Raw genomic sequence first — 20920 nt, 5'->3', positions numbered from 1 at the left:
TTCTCCCGAAATCAGTCATTTGGGTTAAGGTTGTAACGAGACGCGTCTTTGCCCACAATAAACGGCGTGAATACGTCTAGAGTTAAACATAAGAAATATTTGGGTTGTCGTCTGTTTTTCAACTCTTATTGTTGATTTTTTGTTAAGCCGAGGAACGGCATAGTATTTTTTTCCAGGGGTGGGAAAAAAGGATATTCAGGAGAAAATGTGCCACATATCCGTCAGTTATGTTGGGTGGGATTACTGTGCTTAAGTGGCTCCGCCGCCGCCGCGAATGTTCGCTTACAGGTCGAAGGATTATCAGGACCGCTGGAGAAAAACGTCCGTGCGCAGCTGTCCACGATTCAAAGTGATGAAGTCACTCCAGACCGACGCTTTCGTGCGCGCGTTGATGATGCCATCCGCGAAGGGCTAAAAGCGCTGGGCTACTTTGAGCCGACCATCGATTTTGAGCTGCGTCCACCGCCGGCAAAAGGCCGCCAGGTGCTGATTGCCAAAGTGACCCCCGGCGAGCCGGTGCTGATTGGTGGCACTGAGGTGATTTTGCGCGGTGGCGCGCGTACGGATAAAGATTATCTGGATCTGCTGAAAACACGCCCGGCAATCGGCACCGTGCTGAATCAGGGGGACTATGACAACTTCAAAAAGTCACTCACCAGCGTGGCGCTGCGTAAAGGTTATTTCGACAGTGAATTTAATAAAAGCCAGCTCGGGATAGCGCTTGAGCGCCGCCAGGCGTTCTGGGATATCGATTACAACAGCGGCGAACGCTATCGCTTTGGGCATGTCACCTTTGAAGGCTCGCAAATTCGCGATGAGTATCTGCAAAATCTGGTGCCCTTTAAAGAAGGTGAAGAGTACGAGTCGAAAGATCTGGGCGAACTGAACCGTCGTCTGTCGGCGACCGGATGGTTTAATTCCGTGGTCGTCGCACCGGAGTTTGATAAAGCCCGCAAAACCAAGGTGCTACCCCTGAAAGGCGTGGTCTCACCGCGAACCGAAAACACCATCGAAACCGGGGTCGGTTATTCAACTGACGTCGGGCCACGGGTGAAGACCTCGTGGAAAAAGCCGTGGATGAACTCCTACGGTCACAGCTTGACGACCAGCGCCAGTATCTCGGCGCCAGAGCAGGTGCTTGATTTCAGCTATAAAATGCCGCTGTTAAAGAACCCGCTGGAGCAGTATTACCTGGTACAGGGCGGCTTTAAGCGTACCGATTTAAACGACACCGAGCAGGATTCCACAACGCTTGCGGTTTCCCGTTACTGGGACCTCTCCAGCGGCTGGCAGCGCGCGATTAACCTGCGCTGGAGCCTCGACCACTTTACCCAGGGTAACGTCACCAACACCACTATGCTGCTCTATCCGGGCGTGATGATCAGCCGGACGCGTTCACGCGGCGGCCTGATGCCTGTCTGGGGCGACTCTCAGCGTTACTCTATTGATTACTCGAACACCGCCTGGGGTTCAGATGTTGATTTCTCCGTTTTCCAGGCGCAAAACGTCTGGATCCGCACGCTGTACGACAGGCATCGTTTTGTGATGCGCGGTAATCTCGGTTGGATTGAAACCGGCGACTTCGACAAAGTGCCGCCGGACCTGCGTTTCTTTGCCGGGGGCGATCGCAGTATTCGCGGCTATAAATACAAATCTATTTCGCCGGAAGGCAGCGACGGCAAGCTGAAAGGGGCCTCCAAGCTGGCAACTGGCTCGCTGGAATACCAGTACAACGTGACCGGTAAATGGTGGGGGGCGATGTTTGTCGATAGCGGTGAAGCGGTCAGCGACATTCGCCGAAGCGATTTCAAAACCGGTGCCGGGGTCGGCGTACGCTGGCAATCGCCGGTTGGACCTATCAAGCTCGACTTTGCCGTCCCGGTCGGCGACAAAGATGAACATGGTTTACAGTTTTACATCGGTCTGGGGCCTGAATTATGAGTTTATGGAAGAAGATAAGCCTCGGCGTGCTGGTATTTATCCTGCTGTTGTTAGGCACGGTGGCGTTCCTCGTCGGTACCACCTCGGGCCTGCATCTGATCTTCAAAGCAGCTAATCGTTGGGTTCCAGGTCTGGAAATTGGTCAGGTCACCGGCGGCTGGCGGGATCTATCACTGAAAAATATTCGCTACGACCAGCCTGGCGTGGCGGTGAATGCTGGTGAAGTGCATTTGGCCGTGGGGCTTAACTGTCTGTGGGACAGCAGCTTGTGCGTCAACGATCTGGCGCTGAAAAACATCAACGTGGCGATCGACAGCAAAAAAATGCCGCCCTCAGCGCCGGTTGAGGAAGAAGAGAGCGGTCCGCTTAATCTTTCCACGCCTTACCCCATCACGCTTTCGCGCGTGGCGCTGAACAACATCAATATCAAAATCGATGACACCACGGTTTCAGTGCTGGATTTTACCTCTGGCCTGAACTGGCAGGAAAAAACGCTGACGTTGAAGCCAACGTCATTACAGGGGCTGCTGATTGCTCTGCCTAAAGTGGCGGAAGTGGCACAGGAAGAGGTTGTCGAACCGAAGATTCAAAACCCGCAGCCGGATGAAAAGCCGCTCGGGGAAACGCTAAAAGATCTGTTCTCAAAGCCGGTACTGCCGGAAATGACCGATGTCCATCTGCCGCTCAATCTCAATATTGAAGAGTTTCGCGGCGAGCAGCTGCGCGTGACCGGGGATACGGATTTAACAGTACATAGTATGCTGCTGAAAGTGAGCAGCATTGACGGCAACATGAAGCTCGACGCGCTGGATATCGACTCGAATCAGGGAACGGTAAAAGCCAGCGGCACGGCGCAACTGACCGACACGTGGCCGGTTGATATTACGTTAAACAGCACGCTAAACATCGACCCGTTAAAAGGCGAAAAGGTGAAGCTGAAGGTTGGCGGCGCGCTGCGCGAACAGCTGGAAGTCGGCGTCAATCTGTCTGGTCCGGTAGATATGGACCTGCGTGCACAGACGCGCCTGGCAGAAGCCGGATTGCCGCTCAACATTGAGGTGGTGAGTAAGCAGGTTTACTGGCCGTTTACCGGTGAGAAACAGTTCCAGGCCGATGACATCAAGCTCAAACTGACCGGCAAGATGACCGACTATACGCTGTCGATGCGTACCGCCGTGAAAGGTCAGGATATTCCTCCAGCTACTATCACGCTGGACGCCAAAGGCAACGAGCAGCAGATCAATCTCGACAAACTCAGCGTTGCGGCGCTGGAAGGGAAAACCGAGCTGAAAGCGCTGGTGGACTGGCAGCAGGCGATCAGCTGGCGCGGGGAGCTAACGCTGGATGGTATCAATACCGCGAAAGCGATCCCGGACTGGCCGTCAAAACTGAATGGCCTGGTGAAAACGCGCGGCAGTCTGTACGGCGGAAGCTGGCAGATGGAGGTTCCGGAGCTGAAGCTGACCGGCAACGTGAAGCAGAACAAGGTCAATGTGAACGGTTCGCTGAAGGGGAACAGTTACCTGCAGTGGACGATTCCGGGCCTGCATCTGGAGCTGGGACGCAACAGTGCGGACGTAAAAGGCGAGCTGGGGGTTAAAGACCTCAACCTCGACGCGACGATTGATGCCCCAAGCCTGGATAACGCGCTGCCGGGGCTGGGCGGTACGGCGAAAGGGCTGGTAAAAGTTCGCGGTACGGTTGAAGCACCACAGCTGCTGGCGGATATTACCGCCCGTGGTCTGCGCTGGCAGGAACTTTCCGTTGCTCAGGTGCGCGTCGAAGGCGATGTGAAATCGGCCGAGCAAATCGCCGGTAATCTCAACGTTCGCGTAGAGCGAATTGTACAACCTGACGTGAATATTGGTCTGGTAACGCTCAACGCCAAAGGCAGTGAAAAGCAGCATGAACTGCAGTTACGTATTCAGGGTGAGCCGGTTTCCGGGCAACTGGATCTTGCCGGGAGCTTTGATCGCAAAGAACAGCGCTGGAAAGGGGAGTTAAGCAATACCCGCTTCCAGACGCCGGTCGGTCCGTGGTCGCTCAACCGGGCTATCGCGCTGGATTATCGTAATCAGGAACAGAAAATTAGTATCGGGCCACACTGCTGGAACAACCCGAATGCGGAGCTGTGCGTACCACAAACCATTGATGCCGGTGCAGAAGGTCGCGCGGTGGTGAATCTTAACCGCTTCGACCTGGCTATGCTAAAACCGTTTATGCCGGAGACAACCCAGGCCAGCGGAGTGTTCACCGGCAAAGCTGATGTGAGCTGGGACACTACCAAAGAGGGGCTGCCACAGGGGCAGGTCACCCTGAGCGGACGTAACGTCAAGGTCACGCAAAGCGTGAATGATGCCCCGCTCCCCGTGGCGTTTGAAACGCTGAATCTGACCGCCGACCTGCACAATAACCGTGCCGAGTTGGGCTGGCTGATTCGTCTGACCAACAACGGGCAGTTTGACGGACAGGTGCAGGTAACGGACCCGCAAGGGCGTCGTAATCTGGGCGGTAACGTCAATATTCGCAACTTCAATCTGGCGATGGTGAACCCCATCTTCTCGCGCGGTGAAAAAGCGGCAGGGATGATCAACGCCAACCTGCGGCTGGGCGGCGATGTGCAAAGCCCGCAGTTGCTCGGACAGCTGCAACTGAGTGGTCTGGATATCGACGGTAACTTCATGCCGTTTGACATGCAGCCAAGCCAGTTAGCCGTTAACTTCACCGGAACACGCTCAACGCTGGCGGGCGTGGTGCGTACGCAGCAGGGCGAAATTAACCTGAGCGGCGATGCCGACTGGAGTCAGATAGACAACTGGCGGGCGCGTGTCGCGGCTAAAGGCAGCAGGGTACGTATTACCGTACCGCCGATGGTCCGCCTCGACGTATCGCCGGACGTGGTCTTTGAAGCCACGCCGAGCCTGTTTACTCTCGATGGCAACGTGGATGTGCCGTGGGCGCGTATCGTGGTACATGACCTGCCGGAAAGCGCGGTTGGGGTTTCCAGCGATATGGTTATGCTTAACAACAATCTGCAGCCGGAGAAACCGCAGACCGCCGGTATTCCGATCAACAGCAACCTGAACATCCACGTCGGTAACAACGTGCGTCTTGACGCCTTTGGTCTGAAAGCGCGTCTGACGGGCGATCTGAAAGTGGTGCAGGATAAGCAAGGTCTGGGGCTTAACGGGCAAATTAATATCCCGAGCGGTCGCTTCCACGCCTATGGTCAGGATCTGATTGTGCGTAAGGGCGAGCTGTTGTTCTCCGGTCCGCCGGATCAGCCGTTGCTCAACATCGAAGCGATTCGTAACCCAGATGCCACCGAAGACGACGTGATCGCTGGCGTTCGCGTCACCGGTACCGCCGATGAACCGAAGGCGGAGATCTTCTCCGACCCGGCAATGTCGCAGCAAATGGCGCTTTCCTACCTGCTACGTGGACAAGGGCTGGATAGCGAACAGAGCGATAGCGCAGCGATGACTTCAATGCTTATTGGTCTGGGGGTTGCACAAAGTGGTCAGGTTGTGGGTAAAATCGGGGAGACATTTGGCGTAAGCAATCTGGCACTGGACACGCAAGGGGTGGGCGACTCATCTCAGGTGGTTGTCAGCGGATACGTACTGCCAGGTCTGCAGGTGAAATATGGTGTGGGTATATTTGACTCCTTAGCGACACTCACGCTACGTTATCGTCTGATGCCTAAGCTATATCTGGAAGCAGTGTCTGGCGTAGATCAGGCACTTGATTTGCTCTATCAGTTCGAGTTTTAGCAATGCGAATATTTGTCTACGGCAGTTTACGAACCAAACAAGGCAACAGCCACTGGATGACCAATGCCCTGTTGCTGGGAAATTTCAGTATCGATAACTACCAGTTGTACAGCCTGGGCCACTATCCAGGCGCGGTTCCGGGAAATGGAACAGTACACGGGGAAGTTTATCGTATTGATAACGCCACGCTGGCAGAGCTTGACGCTCTGCGTACCCGCGGCGGTGAATACGCACGCCAGTTAATTCAAACGCCGTACGGAAGTGCATGGATGTACGTGTACCAACGTCCGGTTGATGGCTTAACGCTGATTGAAAGCGGTAACTGGTTAGACAGAGACCAGTACTGATATATCGTCTACCAGAATAAACAACGCCGCCTTCGGGTGGCGTTGTTTATTAAAGGCTTAAAACTCCACGCGCGCGCCGAGGTTATAGCGGCGTCCTTCCACCTGCGCGGATTCATTCCATGCAGTCGTCAGTTTCGGATCTTCATCCAGCACGTTGTAGATCCCTGCCATCAGCTGCGTGTGCTTATTGAGCTTATAACGTACGCCTACGTCGACCATCGTGTAGTCATCGTACTTATAGTTATTGCCGCTGTTGCGGTTACTGCTGCGGTAATTCACCGTACTCCATACGTCCAGACTCTGCGTTGCCGCCCAGCTCAGCGACAGGTTCGCCATATGGCGCGGATAATCGTTGAGCGCGTAGCCTTTGTTTACGCCGCTTTTCTGTTCGCTGTGGTTCAAGGTGTAGTTAGCGTTGGCTTTCACATCGGCGCTAATCTGCCAGTCGGCATTCAGTTCTATACCGTACACGTCCGCCTTGCTGACGTTGAAGTATTTACTGACGGAGTCCGCCTTGTAGCCATTCACGGAGCACTGATTCGTCGATGTGGTTTCGCAAATGGTTTGTTCAGCAATTTTGTCTTTGAACTGCGTATAGAAGACGGTGCTATCCAGTGACAGCGCATTCCCCGTCCAGTAGAGGCCCAGCTCAGAGTTAACGCTTTGTTCTGGTTTCAGATCGTCGTTACCGACGGTCAGGAAGGGATAAGGTACAGTCGAGCCGTATGGGGTGACAAAGTCGCTGGATGTCGCACGCAGCTCAGGTTTTTTATAACCTGCGGAAACGCCGCCCTTCAGCGCCCAGTCATTGCTGAAGGCCCAGTTACCGTACATTTTCGGCGTAATATGTGTGCCAAAGTTATCATCCTGGTCCATACGCGCTGATGTGGTCAGGATGAAGTCGTCAATGCTCCAGCCGTCTTCAGCAAACAATGCCCAACCGTTACGGCTGATTTTTGTCACTGGCTCAGATCCGGGCAGCGTTTTGTTGGCCACATCAAAGCGGTCATTCAGCTCTTCGCGGGTGAAATTCGCCCCAACGGTCAGTTTATGGTTGTCGAGCGTGAAGGTGGTTTGCGAATTGGCGACGTAGTTCTCCATCTGCACATACTGCGGCGACTGGCTGTCATAAACGTACTTCGAACGGCCTTTTTCATAGTTTATGTAGTTGGTCGTTGCGATGGTGTCGTCGGCATACCAGCCGGTATGCGTTAGGGTGGCGGCGTTACGATCGAACAGCCATGACCACGGCGCGCCGCGCTTCTGGGTACGGTTTTTCTCCTGCTCACCGGTGACCACATTGAGATCGAACAGGTTATTTTCGCTAGCGGCCAGGCCCAGCGTCATATCAACGGATTTACGGTTGTGTTTGCCGAAATAGTTATTGCGATCGTCATCGCGACGGTCGAGCCAGTCGGCCGCTACGCTAAGGCCGAGAACATCGGGCACAATCGGCCCCATGGTAAACAGATTCATCTGGCTGGTATTACCCAAATACTGGTGTTCCTGAAGCCAGGTATTGGCGGCAATTGCCGTCGTCCACTCTTTTGCGCCATACGGTTTTTTGGTAATCACGTTGACCACACCGCCGATGGCATCTGAGCCGTACAGCGAGGACATGGGCCCGCGGATAACTTCGATACGCTCAATGGCCTCCATCGGCGGTAAGAAGTTGGCTTCAGTACCGATGTCATGTCCGTAAGGGCGAGATTCACCGGTATTTTGTTTGACGCTGTTGACCATAAACGCGGTATAGGACGGGTCCATGCCGCGGATCATAATGCTGCCAGCGTTCATACCGCTGCTGTTGGTGACCGAGACGCCAGGAAGGTTTTTAATCGCTTCACCAATGCTACGGTCCGGCTGAATATCCAGCGTTTTACGATCGATAACGGAAATGGTGGCCGGCGCTTCGCGCTTTTGCTGCGAGAACCCGGATGCGGTGATCACCATTTCATCTTCGCTATTGCGTGAGGTTTCGGTGAGTTCTTCTGCCTGAGTGGGGAAAATAACACCGCCTGAGAATGCAACGATCCCTGTCAGCGTAATAAGTTGACGCGTTTTCATAATATAGACACCTGAAAAGTAAAAAATAAAAGCATCACCTTGCAGCCCAGAAAAGCTGCAAGGTGTCAGAAGCGTTTTTAATTATTAATATTTGGAGAGGTCGATTTTCAGCACGTAATCGGGCTTCACACCTGCCGTTTTTTCCGGCTGTTTGACGCTGACATACAGAGTGTTGGCATCAGACGAGAGCGCCAGGCTGTTAGGTAACGCATTGGTTTCAATGCTTTGTTTTACCTGATAAGTTTTGCTGTCCACAATGCTGATGCGCTTTGCATTACGGTGGGTGATATACACTTCCTTGCGATTTTCGTTATATATCACTGCCAGCGAGTTGATAACCTTAATGGGCGCAATAACCTTACCGGTATTAATATCAACAACCAGTACATCCGCTAAATCAGGATCGGTCAGGAATGCGCGATTATTTTTTGCATCCAAAGCAATATTCAGGAAAAAATGTTTTTTGCCTGGCTCAATACTAAAGCGGTTAATAATTTGATGGTTAGTGGTATCCAGCGTAATAAGTTCGTTGCGGCCATTTACGATATACAGGCGGTTCTTATTGGCATCTACGGCCATGCCGGTCGGATACTGGCCCATGTTTTCAAGGGTGGCGATTTTCTCGCGCTTTTGCGTATCCACCACCCAGACAATACCCTTTTCAGCCACGCCGGAAACGTACAGGCGGTGATGCTGTTTATCGAGCACCATTTCGCGGGTATGGACAATTTCTTTCGGGTTTTTGGCTTCGCTCAGTTGCAGTATCGCCAGCTCTTTACCGCTGCGGGTATCAATGAGCGTGACCGAACCCTCCAGCGTGTTGCCGACATACAGCACCTGGTTTTCTGCATCCAGGGCAGTGGCAAAGGCACGACGGCTGGTTTCGATAACTTCAGTCGTGGTGAGTTTCTCCAGATCGAGTTTATAGATAAGCCCGCTGGTTTTATCTTTATCAAACGACGGCGACGAGGCAGCAAAAAGCGCATTCTGCTGGCTATCAACCGCCAGTTCATACACGCCGTTGCCAACGTCGCGGGTCAGAAAATCTTGCTCAGGTAGCGTCTGCGCCACGCTGGACAGGCTGGTAAATAACAGTGCTGTGGCGAGAGCCACGCAGGAATAGCGTTTCAGGGACTTCACATTGTGGAGGTTCATTGACTTTTATTCACATTTATTTACATGCTGAGAATGATAATGAGATCTAATCTCATTCGCAATTAAGATAAATGAAATGTGACTACCCAATCTGGTAGGTCAAAAAGAAAACAGCGAAGGGGAGGGGGAAAAGAAAGTAGAAATTAAAAAACCCTTACTAACCAGGGGCTGGTGTTCAGGGCTTTACGCTAACGCGAACTTACTTCTTCGCGCGCTCGAAGGAAGCAACGATTTCAGCTTTAGCAGCTTCAGCGTTGTCCCAACCGTCAACTTTCACCCATTTGCCCGCTTCGAGATCTTTGTAGTGTTCGAAGAAGTGGGTGATCTGCGCTTTCAGCAGTTCCGGCAGGTCGGTCACATCTTTGATGTGATCGTATTCTTTGCTCAGCTTGGTGTGCGGTACCGCAACCAGTTTCGCATCTTCACCGGATTCGTCGGTCATTTTCAGTACGCCAACCGGACGGCAGCGGATCACTGAACCTGGCTCCAGCGGGTACGGAGTCGGGACCAGAACGTCTACCGGGTCACCATCCAGAGACAGGGTGTGGTTGATGTAACCGTAGTTGCACGGATAGAACATCGCGGTGGACATGAAGCGGTCAACGAACAGGGCGCCGCTCTCTTTGTCAACTTCGTATTTGATCGGATCTGCGTTCGCAGGGATCTCGATAACAACGTAGATATCTTCCGGCAGGTCTTTACCGGCAGGGACGTTGAGTAAGCTCATGTCTGTTTCCTTTAAATAAGCTATGGCAAACAAGTGGCGGGTATTATAGCCAACTCGCGCGGAATGTCTCCGCTTGTTTTCGCTTTCTCTGCGTGCATTTTCTTCTTTTTACCTCTCTCTCGTGACAGAAAAATCCATATCTTCAGCCGCATTTTTCATAGTGAGATGAAAGCGATTACAAAGTTGTGATTAACGTTTTATTTACTTTTTTGAAGTGTGATGTAACGCAATCCGTTACATGCTCAATTGTCTATAGTTTTTTCGCAACGGTTAATTAACCAACAATAATCACCCTACGAGGACGCACTTATGTGGAAGCGCTTACTTTTAGTCACAGCAGTTTCGGCAGCCATGTCGTCTATGGCAATGGCAGCCCCTTTAACCGTAGGATTTTCGCAGGTTGGCTCTGAATCCGGCTGGCGCGCCGCAGAAACCAACGTCGCGAAAAGCGAGGCCGAAAAGCGGGGAATTACGCTGAAAATCGCTGATGGCCAGCAAAAGCAGGAAAACCAGATTAAAGCAGTCCGCTCATTTGTTGCGCAGGGCGTCGACGCCATCTTTATTGCGCCGGTCGTGGCAACGGGTTGGGAGCCGGTTTTAAAAGAAGCTAAAGATGCCGACATTCCGGTCTTTTTGCTCGATCGTTCCATCGATGTAAAAGACAAATCTCTCTATATGACCACCGTCACCGCCGACAACGTGCTGGAAGGTAAATTGATCGGCGACTGGCTGATTAAACAAGTGGATGGCAAGCCGTGTAACGTCGTTGAGCTGCAAGGGACCGTTGGGGCCAGCGTGGCGATCGATCGTAAGAAAGGCTTTGCTGAAGCTATCGCTAATGCGCCAAACATCAAAATTATTCGCTCTCAGTCCGGTGACTTCACCCGCAGTAAAGGGAAAGAAGTGATGGAGAGCTTTATCAAAGCGGAAAACAACGGCAAGAACATCTGTATGGTTTACGCCCACAACGATGACATGGTGATCGGTGCGATTCAGGCGATCAAAGAAGCGGGCCTGAAACCTGGCAAAGATATTCTCACCGGTTCTATCGATGGCGTACCGGATATCTACAAAGCGATGATTGATGGTGAAGCCAACGCCAGCGTCGAACTGACGCCGAATATGGCCGGCCCGGCATTCGACGCGCTGGAGAAATTCAAAAAAGACGGCACGATGCCTGAGAAGCTGACCATTACCAAGTCGATCCTCTATCTGCCGGATACGGCAAAAGAAGAGTTAGAGAAGAAGAAAAACATGGGCTACTAAGCCTTCATGAAAATGCCGGGGGCGCTGCGCTTGCCCGGCCTACATTACGCTCTTTTGTAGGCCGGATAAGCGTAGCGCCATCCGGCGTGATGCAGGGGGAACCATGACCACCGACCAACATCAGGAAATCCTCCGCACCGAAGGATTAAGCAAATTCTTTCCCGGCGTCAAAGCGTTGGATAACGTGGATTTCAGTTTGCGTCGTGGCGAGATTATGGCGCTGCTGGGAGAAAACGGAGCCGGCAAATCGACGCTCATCAAAGCGCTGACCGGCGTTTACCATGCCGATCGCGGCACTATCTGGCTCGAAGGCCAACCGATCACCCCCAAAAACACCGCCCATGCCCAACAACTGGGGATTGGCACCGTGTACCAGGAAGTGAACCTGCTGCCCAATATGTCGGTTGCCGATAACTTATTTATTGGTCGTGAACCGCGGCGTTTTGGCCTGCTTCAGCGCAAGCAGATGGAAAAACGCGCGACGGAACTGATGGCGTCATACGGTTTTTCCCTTGACGTGCGCGAGCCGCTGAACCGCTTTTCCGTGGCGATGCAACAAATCGTCGCCATCTGTCGGGCGATCGATCTCTCCGCGAAAGTGCTGATCCTCGATGAACCCACCGCCAGCCTCGATACCCAGGAAGTTGAAATGCTGTTTGGCCTGATGCGACATCTGCGCGATCGGGGCGTCAGTCTGATCTTCGTCACCCACTTTCTTGATCAGGTTTATCAGGTCAGCGATCGCATTACCGTTCTGCGTAACGGCGGCTTCGTTGGCTGCCGTGAAACCCGAGAACTGCCTCAGATCGAACTGGTCAAAATGATGCTGGGCCGTGAACTGGATACCCATGCTCTACAGCGTGCGGGCCGCACGTTGCTGAGTGATAAACCGGTGGCGGCATTCAGCGGCTTTGGCAAAAAAGGCACCATCGCGCCATTTGATCTACAGGTGCGTCCCGGTGAGATCGTCGGTCTCGCCGGATTACTGGGATCCGGGCGAACGGAAACGGCGGAGGTGATCTTCGGTATTAAACCCGCCGACAGCGGAAGTGCGCTGATCAAAGGCAAACCGCAGACCTTGCGATCGCCACATCAGGCTTCGTGTCTGGGGCTCGGCTTCTGTCCGGAGGATCGCAAAACGGATGGCATTATTGCCGCCGCTTCGGTGCGGGAAAACATCATTCTGGCATTGCAGGCACAGCGCGGCTGGCTGCGGCCTATTCCTCGGAAAGAGCAAAACGAGATTGCCGAGCGTTTTATCCGCCAGCTTGGTATTCGTACTCCGAACGCTGAGCAGCCGATCGAATTTCTCTCCGGCGGCAATCAGCAAAAAGTATTGCTCTCGCGCTGGTTACTGACCAAACCGCAGTTCCTGATCCTCGATGAACCCACGCGTGGGATCGACGTTGGCGCGCATGCGGAGATCATCCGCCTGATCGAAACGCTGTGCGCGGATGGTCTGGCGCTGCTGGTCATTTCATCCGAACTGGAAGAGTTAGTGGGCTATGCCGATCGGGTCATTATTATGCGCGATCGCAAACAGGTGGCCGAGATCCCCCTGGCTGAACTGTCCGTACCGGCGATCATGAATGCCATTGCGGCCTAAGGAGACTATGGTGATGCCTCAATCTCTCCCTCAATCCAATCCGTCTAAACGGCGGTTCCGTTGGCCAAAGGGGATGCCACAGCTGGTGGCGTTACTGCTGGTGCTGCTGGTGGATAGCCTGGTCGCCCCGCACTTCTACCAGGTGATTTTGCAGGATGGTCGGCTGTTCGGTAGCCCGATTGATATTCTCAACCGTGCCGCGCCCGTGGCGCTATTGGCGATTGGTATGACGCTGGTGATTGCAACCGGTGGCATCGACCTTTCCGTGGGGGCCGTCATGGCTATTGCTGGCGCCACTACCGCGGCGATGACGGTGGCCGGGCACAGTCTGCCGGTGGTGCTGCTTGCCGCCTTAGGATCCGGCATTCTGGCTGGGCTGTGGAATGGGATTCTGGTGGCCATCCTCAAGATCCAACCGTTTGTCGCCACGCTAATCCTGATGGTGGCCGGGCGCGGGGTGGCGCAGCTTATCACTTCCGGGCAGATCGTCACCTTTAACTCGCCCGAACTGTCATGGTTTGGCAGCGGCTCGCTCTTACTGTTCCCTACGCCGGTAATTATTGCACTGCTCACGCTGGTGGTGTTCTGGCTGCTGACGCGGAAAACGGCGCTGGGTATGTTTATCGAAGCGGTGGGTATCAACATTCGTGCGGCAAAAAACGCCGGAGTGAACACCCGCATTATCGTGATGCTCACCTATGTGCTGAGCGGCCTGTGCGCGGCTATCGCTGGCATTATCGTCACGGCGGACATTCGCGGGGCAGATGCCAATAACGCCGGATTATGGCTGGAGCTGGATGCCATCCTGGCGGTGGTTATCGGCGGCGGGTCGCTGATGGGCGGGCGCTTTAACCTGCTGCTGTCGGTGGTAGGCGCATTGATTATTCAGGGCATGAACACCGGGATTTTGCTGTCGGGCTTCCAGCCGGAACTGAATCAGGTGGTCAAAGCCGTGGTGGTGTTGTGTGTGCTGGTCGTGCAGTCGCAACGATTTATCAGCCTGATAAAAGGAGTGCGTGGTCATGATAAAACGTAATTTACCGCTGATGATCACCCTCGGCGTGTTTGTGCTGGGTTATCTCTACTGCCTGACGCAGTTTCCCGCTTTTGCTTCCACCCGGGTCATTTGCAATATCCTGACCGATAACGCCTTTCTGGGCATTATTGCCGTAGGCATGACCTTCGTGATCCTCTCTGGCGGGATCGACCTTTCCGTTGGCTCGGTGATCGCCTTTACCGGCGTATTTCTGGCAAAGGCCATTGGCTATTGGGGCATTTCTCCGCTGCTGGCGTTCCCTTTGGTTTTGCTGATGGGCTGCGCGTTTGGTGCGTTTATGGGGTTACTGATTGATGCGCTGAAGATCCCAGCATTTATTATCACTCTGGCGGGAATGTTCTTCCTGCGCGGCGTCAGCTATCTGGTCTCAGAAGAATCCATCCCAATTAACCATCCGGTTTATGACATGCTCTCAAGCCTGGCATGGAAAATTCCCGGCGGTGGTCGCCTGAGCGCGATGGGATTGTTGATGCTGGCGGTTGTCGTCATCGGCATATTCCTGGCGCACCGTACGCGCTTTGGTAATCAGGTTTACGCGATTGGCGGCAACGCCACTTCTGCCAACCTGATGGGCATCTCAACCCGCAGCACCACCATCCGCATTTATATGCTGTCTACCGGGCTTGCGACGCTTGCCGGCATTGTCTTTTCCATTTACACCCAGGCGGGCTATGCGCTGGCGGGCGTTGGCGTCGAACTGGATGCGATAGCCTCAGTTGTGATTGGCGGAACGCTGCTCAGCGGTGGGGTCGGTACAGTGTTAGGGACGTTGTTTGGCGTCGCTATTCAGGGGCTGATCCAGACCTACATTAATTTTGACGGCACATTAAGTTCCTGGTGGACGAAGATCGCGATTGGCATTTTATTGTTTATTTTTATAGCGTTACAACGCGGTCTGACGGTGCTTTGGGAAAATCGTCAAAGCTCGCCGGTTACCCGAGTGGGTACGGCGGCAACACCAAAGTAACATCCTGATTTTGCACAAAACATTTAAATACCTAAACTTTTTCCGGTTGTAGTCGATAGGTTCTGTACAGGTCTGTTTTAACCCTACAACCGGAAATATAACGATGCCAAAATCCCTTTCAATTCGATCAAGTTTGTTGGTGTTATTGTCTCTGCTGACGTTCCTTCTGTTACTGACCGGTGGCATGGGGCTATATGCGTCTACCCGTGTCATTACCTCTTTGATTTATCACGGTATTATGAGCGCTGCAATGTTGGCTGCTATCGCATTGCTGGCGGTCATTTGGTTTATGCTGCGAAATAAGTTTCTCAAACCGTTGGATAACATGGTTGAGCAACTGGAACGTCTGGCAACGGGGGATTTGTCGCCGGTTACCGCGTTGTCGGCCAGCGCCGAATTCAACCGCCTGAACGCAGCAATGGATGACATGCGCCATGCGCTGGGCGACTCGGTACAGCGCGTACGCGATGCCAGCTCGCAAATTGATATTGGCAGTCGTGAACTAACGGCCGGTAACCAGCACCTGGCGCAACGCACTGAATCGACAGCCACTTCGCTGGAGCAGACCGCCGCCAGCATGGAAGAACTCACGGCGACGGTGAAACAGAATGCGCAGAACGCGGAACAGGCGCACCAGCTGGCAAAATCGGTGTCGGATACCGCCGATCGCGGTAGCGAAATGGTATGCTATGTGATCGAGAAAATGCGCGATATTTCCGGAAGTTCCAGCCGAATCGCCGACATCCTCAGCGTGATTGATGGCATTGCTTTCCAGACCAATATTCTGGCGCTCAATGCTTCCGTTGAAGCGGCGCGGGCTGGTGAGCAGGGGCGGGGCTTTGCGGTTGTGGCTGGTGAAGTGCGTAATCTGGCCAGCCGCAGCGCCGAGGCGGCCAAAGAGATCCGTACGCTAATCAGCGATTCGCACACCCATGTGGGGGAAGGCAGCGAGCTGGCGCAGCAGGCGGGCGAAACCATGGATGAAATCGCGACCGAGGTTATGCGTATGACCAAACTGATGCGTGAAATTGCCAGTGCGTCCCAGGAACAGAGTCGCGGCATAGAGCAGGTGAATATCGCGGTGATTCAGATGGATGAAACGGCGCAGCAAAACGCGGCGCTGGTACAGCAGTCTTCAGCGGCTACCCGCTCGCTGGAAGAGCAGTCTTCAGCGCTAATCGAAGCAATGGCCGTATTTAAGCTACAGAAAGCGTAACCGGACGATGGATTTTGTAGGCCGGATGGCAACGCTACGCGTTTTATCCGGCCTACGTCCGTGCGATGAATGATACTTACGCGTCCGGGAACTCGCGGATAAAGCGTTCTACATCTTCAACCATATGGTCGTTCCCCACGAAGAAGGAGCGGCGCTGGTGCAGACTTTCTGGGGTGATATCCAGAATGCGTTCTTTACCATCGCTGGCTTTGCCGCCCGCCTGCTCGGCCAGGAAGGCCATCGGGTTGCATTCATACAGCAGACGCAGTTTCCCTTGCGGGTGGCTGGCGGTGCTTGGGTACAGGTAGATCCCGCCTTTCAGCAGATTGCGATGGAAATCTGCAACCAGAGAGCCAATGTAGCGCGAGGTATACGGGCGCTGGGTTGGCTTATCTTCTTCCTGGCAGAATTTAATGTACTTCTTCACGCCGTTCGGGAATTTGATGTAGTTACCTTCGTTAATGGAGTACGTGCTGCCTTTCGCCGGGAAGCGCATACGTTCCTGGCTGAGGCAGAATACGCCCAGAGAAGGATCGTAAGTGAAGGCATGTACGCCACAGCCGGTGGTATACACCAGCATGGTGGAAGAACCATAAACAACGTAACCTGCAGCAACCTGCTTGTTGCCCGGTTGCAGGAAATCCTCTTCCGTGACCGGTGTGCCGACTGGGGTTACGCGGCGGTAAATAGAGAAAATCGTACCGACAGAGACGTTAACATCGATGTTGGATGAGCCATCCAGCGGATCCATTAGCACAACGTATTTAGCGTGTTCACAGCCTTCAAAGACGACGATTTCATCTTCTTCTTCTGAGGCAATGCCCGCCACAATGTCGCGCGCCTTCAGTGCAGCTTTCAGTTTTTCGTTCGCGAACAGATCGAGTTTTTGCTGAACCTCTCCCTGCACGTTCTCAGCACCGCTGGCACCCAGGATATCGACCAGACCGGCCTTATTGATATCGCGGTGGATGATCTTGGCGCCCAGCTTTATTGCCGACAACAAAGCAGTGAGCTCACCGGTAGCATGAGAAAACTCGTGCTGCTTTTCGACAATAAATTCACCTAACGTTTTCATAACACTTTCCCTGCAATTTATGTGGAGTAAAGCGACCGCAACAATATTAACAAATATTTCCTTTGTTGCGCTTAGGTGAATCGCGCCAGCAAACTGCGGAATATCCTGAAATGCGTTTCTCACTTGCCGGACATGTGCGTAAAATGGCCCCCAGATTAAAAAAGGATAGTGACGTATGCGCATTCATATTTTGGGAATTTGTGGCACTTTCATGGGCGGTCTGGCGATGCTGGCGCGCTCGCTCGGTCATGAAGTAACCGGTTCGGACGCCAATGTGTATCCGCCGATGAGTACCTTACTTGAGAAGCAAGGCATTGATCTGATTCAGGGTTACGATGCCAGCCAGCTCGACCCACAGCCGGACCTGGTGATCATCGGCAATGCCATGACCCGTGGTAATCCGTGCGTGGAAGCGGTGCTGGAAAAGAACATTCCGTACATGTCTGGCCCGCAGTGGCTGCATGACTTTGTCTTGCGCGATCGCTGGGTACTGGCGGTTGCGGGTACGCACGGCAAAACCACTACCGCCGGAATGGCGACCTGGATCCTCGAAGCCTGCGGCTATAAACCTGGCTTTGTGATCGGCGGCGTTCCGGGCAACTTTGAGGTTTCCGCGCGCCTCGGCGAGAGCGACTTCTTCGTGATTGAAGCGGATGAGTACGACTGTGCGTTCTTCGACAAGCGTTCTAAATTCGTACATTACTGCCCGCGCACGCTGATCCTCAATAATCTTGAGTTCGATCACGCGGATATCTTTGACGATCTTAAAGCTATTCAGAAACAGTTCCACCATCTGGTGCGTATCGTGCCGGGCCAGGGACGCATCATCTACCCGGAAAACGACATCAATCTGAAACAGACGATGGCGATGGGCTGCTGGAGCGAACAAGAGCTGGTGGGCGAACAAGGTCACTGGCAGGCGAAAAAGCTGACCACCGATGCCTCCGAGTGGGAAGTGTGGCTGGACGGTGAAAAAGTCGGCGAAGTGAAGTGGGGCCTGGTGGGCGAGCACAACATGCACAACGGCCTGATGGCGATTGCAGCCGCGCGTCATGTTGGCGTCGTGCCTGCGGATGCGGCCAATGCATTGGGCTCGTTCATCAACGCCCGTCGCCGTCTTGAGCTGCGCGGTGAAGCCAATGGCGTGACGGTGTATGACGATTTTGCCCATCACCCGACGGCCATTCTGGCAACGCTTGCGGCACTGCGCGGTAAAGTGGGCGGCACGGCGCGCATCATCGCGGTGCTGGAACCTCGCTCGAACACCATGAAAATGGGTCTGTGCAAAGACGATCTGGCGCCGTCGTTAGGGCGTGCAGACGAAGTGTTCCTGCTGCAACCCCCGCACATTCCGTGGCAGGTAGCAGAAGTCGCTGAAGCCTGCGTTCAGCCGGCACACTGGAGCGGCGATGTGGATGCACTGGCAGATATGGTGGTGAAAACCGCACAGCCTGGCGATCACATTCTGGTGATGAGCAACGGCGGGTTTGGCGGTATTCATCAAAAACTGCTGGATGGTCTGGCGAAGAAAGCTCAGGCAGAAGAAGAGTAAAAAAATGCCCGGTGGCGCTACGCTTACCGGGCCTACAACGGATCGTAGGCCGGATAAGGTATTTGCACCGCCATCCGGCACTTTCGGCGGACGAAGAGGTTAGGCCTCGTTTTCCGCCAGTTCACGCAGATATTGGAAGATCTGGCGGGAAGATTTTGGCGGCTTGTTGCCCGCTTTTTCTTTCCTGGCGTTACGCACCAGCGAACGCAGTTGCTGACGGTCGGCGTCAGGCCACAGGTTCATCACTTCTTCGATAGCTTCATCGCTACCGTCAACCATACGGTCACGCAGTTGCTCCAGCTTATGGAAGACAACGACCTGTTGGTTGTGACGGTTTTTCAGCTTGTCCAACGCCTGACGGATAGGATCAACATCGCGCTGGCGCAACATTTTGCCAATCAGCTGCAGCTGACGACGGCGACCTTCCATCTTAATACGCTGGGCCAGCTCAATCGCGGCACGTAAATCCGCATCGAGCGGGATTTTATCCAGCGCGTTTTTCCCCAGTTTTACCAGTTCCACACCCAGGTGTTTTAACTCCTCGGCGTCACGTTTTATTTCACTTTTACTGACCCAGATAATTTCATCGTCTTCGTCTTCGATGTCATCACCGGGAACGTCGTCGAGCCAGTCTTCGGGCTGCTTAGTCATGTCAGGCTCCTTAAAAAAAGAGGCTAATGTTACCAGTTAAGATGCGCACTGAAAAACGGTTCTCTGTTAGACTTCAGAGAAACTCTCTCTACATTATGGCATTTGCGATGAAAGTAATCTCACAAGTTGAAGCGCAGCGTAAGATTCTGGAAGAAGCAGTCTCGACGGCACTGGAATTAGCATCAGGTAAGTCGGATGGCGCGGAAGTCGCTGTGAGCAAGACCACGGGTATTAGCGTCAGCACCCGTTATGGTGAAGTGGAGAACGTCGAATTCAATAGCGATGGTGCACTGGGGATTACGGTTTACCACCAGAACCGTAAGGGCAGCGCATCGTCCACCGATTTAAGCCCGCAGGCGATTGCACGCACCGTGCAGGCCGCACTGGACATTGCACGTTACACATCGCCGGACCCGTGTGCGGGCGTGGCAGATAAAGAACTGCTGGCCTTTGATGCGCCCGATCTGGACCTGTTCCACCCGGCGGAAGTTTCCCCTGACGAAGCTATCGAACTGGCTGCCCGCGCTGAACAGGCGGCGTTGCAGGCCGACAAACGCATCACCAACACCGAAGGCGGCAGCTTTAACAGCCACTATGGTATCAAAGTGTTTGGCAACAGCCACGGTATGCTGCAGGGCTACTGCTCCACGCGCCATTCCCTTTCCAGCTGCGTAATTGCAGAAGAAAATGGTGATATGGAGCGTGATTACGCTTACACCATTGGCCGGGCGATGGGCGATCTGCAAACGCCGGAGTGGGTGGGGGCAGACTGCGCTCGCCGTACCTTATCACGCCTGTCTCCGCGTAAGCTTTCCACCATGAAAGCGCCGGTGATTTTCGCCAATGAAGTGGCGACTGGACTATTCGGACACCTGGTTGGCGCCATTGCGGGCGGCTCGGTGTACCGCAAATCCACCTTCCTGCTCGACTCGCTGGGCAAACAAATTCTGCCGGAATGGCTGACCATTGAAGAACATCCGCACCTGCTGAAAGGGCTGGCGTCTTCACCGTTCGACAGCGAAGGCGTACGGACCGAACGCCGCGACATTATTAAAGACGGTGTGCTGACTCAGTGGCTGCTGACCAATTATTCTGCACGTAAGCTGGGGCTTAAGAGCACCGGACATGCAGGCGGGATCCACAACTGGCGAATTCCGGGACAGGGTCTAAGCTTCGAGCAGTTGCTCAAAGAGATGGGCACAGGTCTTGTGGTTACCGAGCTGATGGGACAGGGCGTAAGCGGCATTACCGGCGATTACTCGCGCGGCGCGGCGGGCTTCTGGGTCGAAAACGGCGAAATTCAGTACCCGGTGAGTGAAATTACCATCGCCGGTAACTTAAAAGAGATGTGGCGTAATATCGTCACCGTCGGCAACGATATTGAAACGCGCAGTAATATTCAGTGTGGTTCGGTCCTGTTGCCGGAGATGAAGATCGCCGGGCAATAATACCCGTCATACTTCAAGCTGTGGCGTGAATTATTGAGGGTATCTGGCGTTTGTTTATTTTTGAATAATAAA

Annotated in this window: 15 protein-coding genes; 10 read left to right on the top strand and 5 right to left on the bottom strand. The window is 53.7% G+C overall.

Going from position 1 to position 20920, the window contains the following annotated elements; genetic code table 11:
- Positions 1-207: 207 nt before the first annotated feature.
- From tamA to JQN59_RS20860, 3 genes are read left to right on the top strand one after another with little or no spacing between them, the layout of a single operon-like run.
- A complete protein-coding gene (gene tamA / locus JQN59_RS20870; RefSeq protein WP_003025718.1) occupies positions 208-1941 on the top strand; it encodes an autotransporter assembly complex protein TamA in 1734 nt (577 codons plus the stop codon).
- A complete protein-coding gene (gene tamB / locus JQN59_RS20865; RefSeq protein ID WP_149607492.1) occupies positions 1938-5714 on the top strand; it encodes an autotransporter assembly complex protein TamB in 3777 nt (1258 codons plus the stop codon). The genes tamA and tamB overlap by 4 nt, the downstream gene beginning before the upstream one ends.
- A gap of 2 nt (positions 5715-5716) precedes the next feature.
- On the top strand, positions 5717-6061 hold the full coding sequence (locus JQN59_RS20860) for a gamma-glutamylcyclotransferase family protein (RefSeq protein WP_003025723.1): 345 nt from the start codon (positions 5717-5719) through the stop codon (positions 6059-6061).
- A 57-nt stretch (positions 6062-6118) separates the two neighbouring features.
- Here JQN59_RS20860 and JQN59_RS20855 read toward each other — a convergent pair whose 3' ends face one another.
- The 3 genes from JQN59_RS20855 to ppa all read right to left on the bottom strand — a co-directional run bounded on the left by JQN59_RS20855 (position 6119) and on the right by ppa (position 10010).
- Positions 6119-8128 (bottom strand): TonB-dependent receptor domain-containing protein, encoded by a 2010-nt coding sequence (locus JQN59_RS20855; protein ID WP_149607493.1) that lies wholly within the window; start codon positions 8126-8128, stop codon positions 6119-6121.
- Between the two features lie 84 nt (positions 8129-8212).
- Positions 8213-9283 (bottom strand): 7-bladed beta-propeller protein YncE, encoded by a 1071-nt coding sequence (yncE, locus tag JQN59_RS20850; protein WP_149607494.1) that lies wholly within the window; start codon positions 9281-9283, stop codon positions 8213-8215.
- Positions 9284-9482: 199 nt separating this feature from the next.
- Positions 9483-10010: an inorganic diphosphatase gene (ppa, locus tag JQN59_RS20845; protein WP_003025726.1), complete on the bottom strand. Its 528-nt coding sequence runs from the start codon at positions 10008-10010 to the stop codon at positions 9483-9485.
- A gap of 309 nt (positions 10011-10319) precedes the next feature.
- On the opposite strand from ppa, the gene ytfQ reads away from it, so the two are divergent.
- The 5 genes from ytfQ (at position 10320) to JQN59_RS20820 (ending at position 16122) form a co-directional block, all read left to right on the top strand.
- On the top strand, positions 10320-11276 hold the full coding sequence (ytfQ, locus tag JQN59_RS20840) for a galactofuranose ABC transporter substrate-binding protein YtfQ (RefSeq protein WP_008786033.1): 957 nt from the start codon (positions 10320-10322) through the stop codon (positions 11274-11276).
- 103 nt (positions 11277-11379) lie between these two features.
- Entirely contained in the window at positions 11380-12882 is a 1503-nt protein-coding gene (gene ytfR, locus JQN59_RS20835) for a galactofuranose ABC transporter, ATP-binding protein YtfR (protein ID WP_149607495.1), read from the top strand.
- 13 nt (positions 12883-12895) lie between these two features.
- Complete coding sequence (ytfT, locus tag JQN59_RS20830; RefSeq protein WP_003830397.1) at positions 12896-13918, top strand: galactofuranose ABC transporter, ATP-binding protein YtfT; 1023 nt, start codon at positions 12896-12898, stop codon at positions 13916-13918.
- On the top strand, positions 13905-14906 hold the full coding sequence (gene yjfF / locus JQN59_RS20825; protein ID WP_048215066.1) for a galactofuranose ABC transporter, permease protein YjfF: 1002 nt from the start codon (positions 13905-13907) through the stop codon (positions 14904-14906). The genes ytfT and yjfF overlap by 14 nt, the downstream gene beginning before the upstream one ends.
- 103 nt (positions 14907-15009) lie before the next feature.
- A complete protein-coding gene (locus JQN59_RS20820) occupies positions 15010-16122 on the top strand; it encodes a methyl-accepting chemotaxis protein (RefSeq protein ID WP_008786037.1) in 1113 nt (370 codons plus the stop codon).
- A 76-nt stretch (positions 16123-16198) separates the two neighbouring features.
- On the opposite strand, the gene fbp is transcribed toward JQN59_RS20820, so the two are convergent.
- The gene (gene fbp / locus JQN59_RS20815) at positions 16199-17197 is read right to left on the bottom strand and encodes a class 1 fructose-bisphosphatase (RefSeq protein ID WP_003830390.1); all 999 of its coding nucleotides are present in this window, start codon (positions 17195-17197) and stop codon (positions 16199-16201) included.
- A 175-nt stretch (positions 17198-17372) separates the two neighbouring features.
- On the opposite strand from fbp, the gene mpl reads away from it, so the two are divergent.
- Positions 17373-18749, top strand: a complete 1377-nt coding sequence (mpl, locus tag JQN59_RS20810) for a UDP-N-acetylmuramate:L-alanyl-gamma-D-glutamyl-meso-diaminopimelate ligase (protein ID WP_003830388.1) — start codon at positions 17373-17375, stop codon at positions 18747-18749.
- 99 nt (positions 18750-18848) lie between these two features.
- Here the strand turns inward: mpl and yjgA are convergent, their stop codons facing one another.
- Entirely contained in the window at positions 18849-19400 is a 552-nt protein-coding gene (yjgA, locus tag JQN59_RS20805) for a ribosome biogenesis factor YjgA (protein WP_008786039.1), read from the bottom strand.
- Positions 19401-19495: 95 nt separating this feature from the next.
- On the opposite strand from yjgA, the gene pmbA reads away from it, so the two are divergent.
- Positions 19496-20848, top strand: a complete 1353-nt coding sequence (pmbA, locus tag JQN59_RS20800) for a metalloprotease PmbA (protein ID WP_003830385.1) — start codon at positions 19496-19498, stop codon at positions 20846-20848.
- Positions 20849-20920 lie beyond the last annotated feature (72 nt).

It is taken from the genome of Citrobacter sp. B72 (assembly GCF_016894305.1).
Lineage (GTDB): Bacteria > Pseudomonadota > Gammaproteobacteria > Enterobacterales > Enterobacteriaceae > Citrobacter > Citrobacter portucalensis.
The sequence above is the reverse complement of the archived record's forward strand: the minus strand, read 5'-3'. Positions and strand labels throughout refer to the sequence as shown.

Excerpts from the sequence above, each read along its gene's own strand:
- tamB (WP_149607492.1), top strand. The coding sequence starts at position 1,938 with ATGAGTTTATGGAAGAAGATAAGCCTCGGCGTGCTGGTATTTATCCTG.
- JQN59_RS20860 (WP_003025723.1), top strand. The coding sequence starts at position 5,717 with ATGCGAATATTTGTCTACGGCAGTTTACGAACCAAACAAGGCAACAGC.
- JQN59_RS20855 (WP_149607493.1), bottom strand. The coding sequence starts at position 8,128 with ATGAAAACGCGTCAACTTATTACGCTGACAGGGATCGTTGCATTCTCA.
- yncE (WP_149607494.1), bottom strand. The coding sequence starts at position 9,283 with ATGAACCTCCACAATGTGAAGTCCCTGAAACGCTATTCCTGCGTGGCT.
- ppa (WP_003025726.1), bottom strand. The coding sequence starts at position 10,010 with ATGAGCTTACTCAACGTCCCTGCCGGTAAAGACCTGCCGGAAGATATC.
- ytfQ (WP_008786033.1), top strand. The coding sequence starts at position 10,320 with ATGTGGAAGCGCTTACTTTTAGTCACAGCAGTTTCGGCAGCCATGTCG.
- ytfR (WP_149607495.1), top strand. The coding sequence starts at position 11,380 with ATGACCACCGACCAACATCAGGAAATCCTCCGCACCGAAGGATTAAGC.
- ytfT (WP_003830397.1), top strand. The coding sequence starts at position 12,896 with ATGCCTCAATCTCTCCCTCAATCCAATCCGTCTAAACGGCGGTTCCGT.
- yjfF (WP_048215066.1), top strand. The coding sequence starts at position 13,905 with ATGATAAAACGTAATTTACCGCTGATGATCACCCTCGGCGTGTTTGTG.
- JQN59_RS20820 (WP_008786037.1), top strand. The coding sequence starts at position 15,010 with ATGCCAAAATCCCTTTCAATTCGATCAAGTTTGTTGGTGTTATTGTCT.
- fbp (WP_003830390.1), bottom strand. The coding sequence starts at position 17,197 with ATGAAAACGTTAGGTGAATTTATTGTCGAAAAGCAGCACGAGTTTTCT.
- mpl (WP_003830388.1), top strand. The coding sequence starts at position 17,373 with ATGCGCATTCATATTTTGGGAATTTGTGGCACTTTCATGGGCGGTCTG.
- yjgA (WP_008786039.1), bottom strand. The coding sequence starts at position 19,400 with ATGACTAAGCAGCCCGAAGACTGGCTCGACGACGTTCCCGGTGATGAC.
- pmbA (WP_003830385.1), top strand. The coding sequence starts at position 19,496 with ATGGCATTTGCGATGAAAGTAATCTCACAAGTTGAAGCGCAGCGTAAG.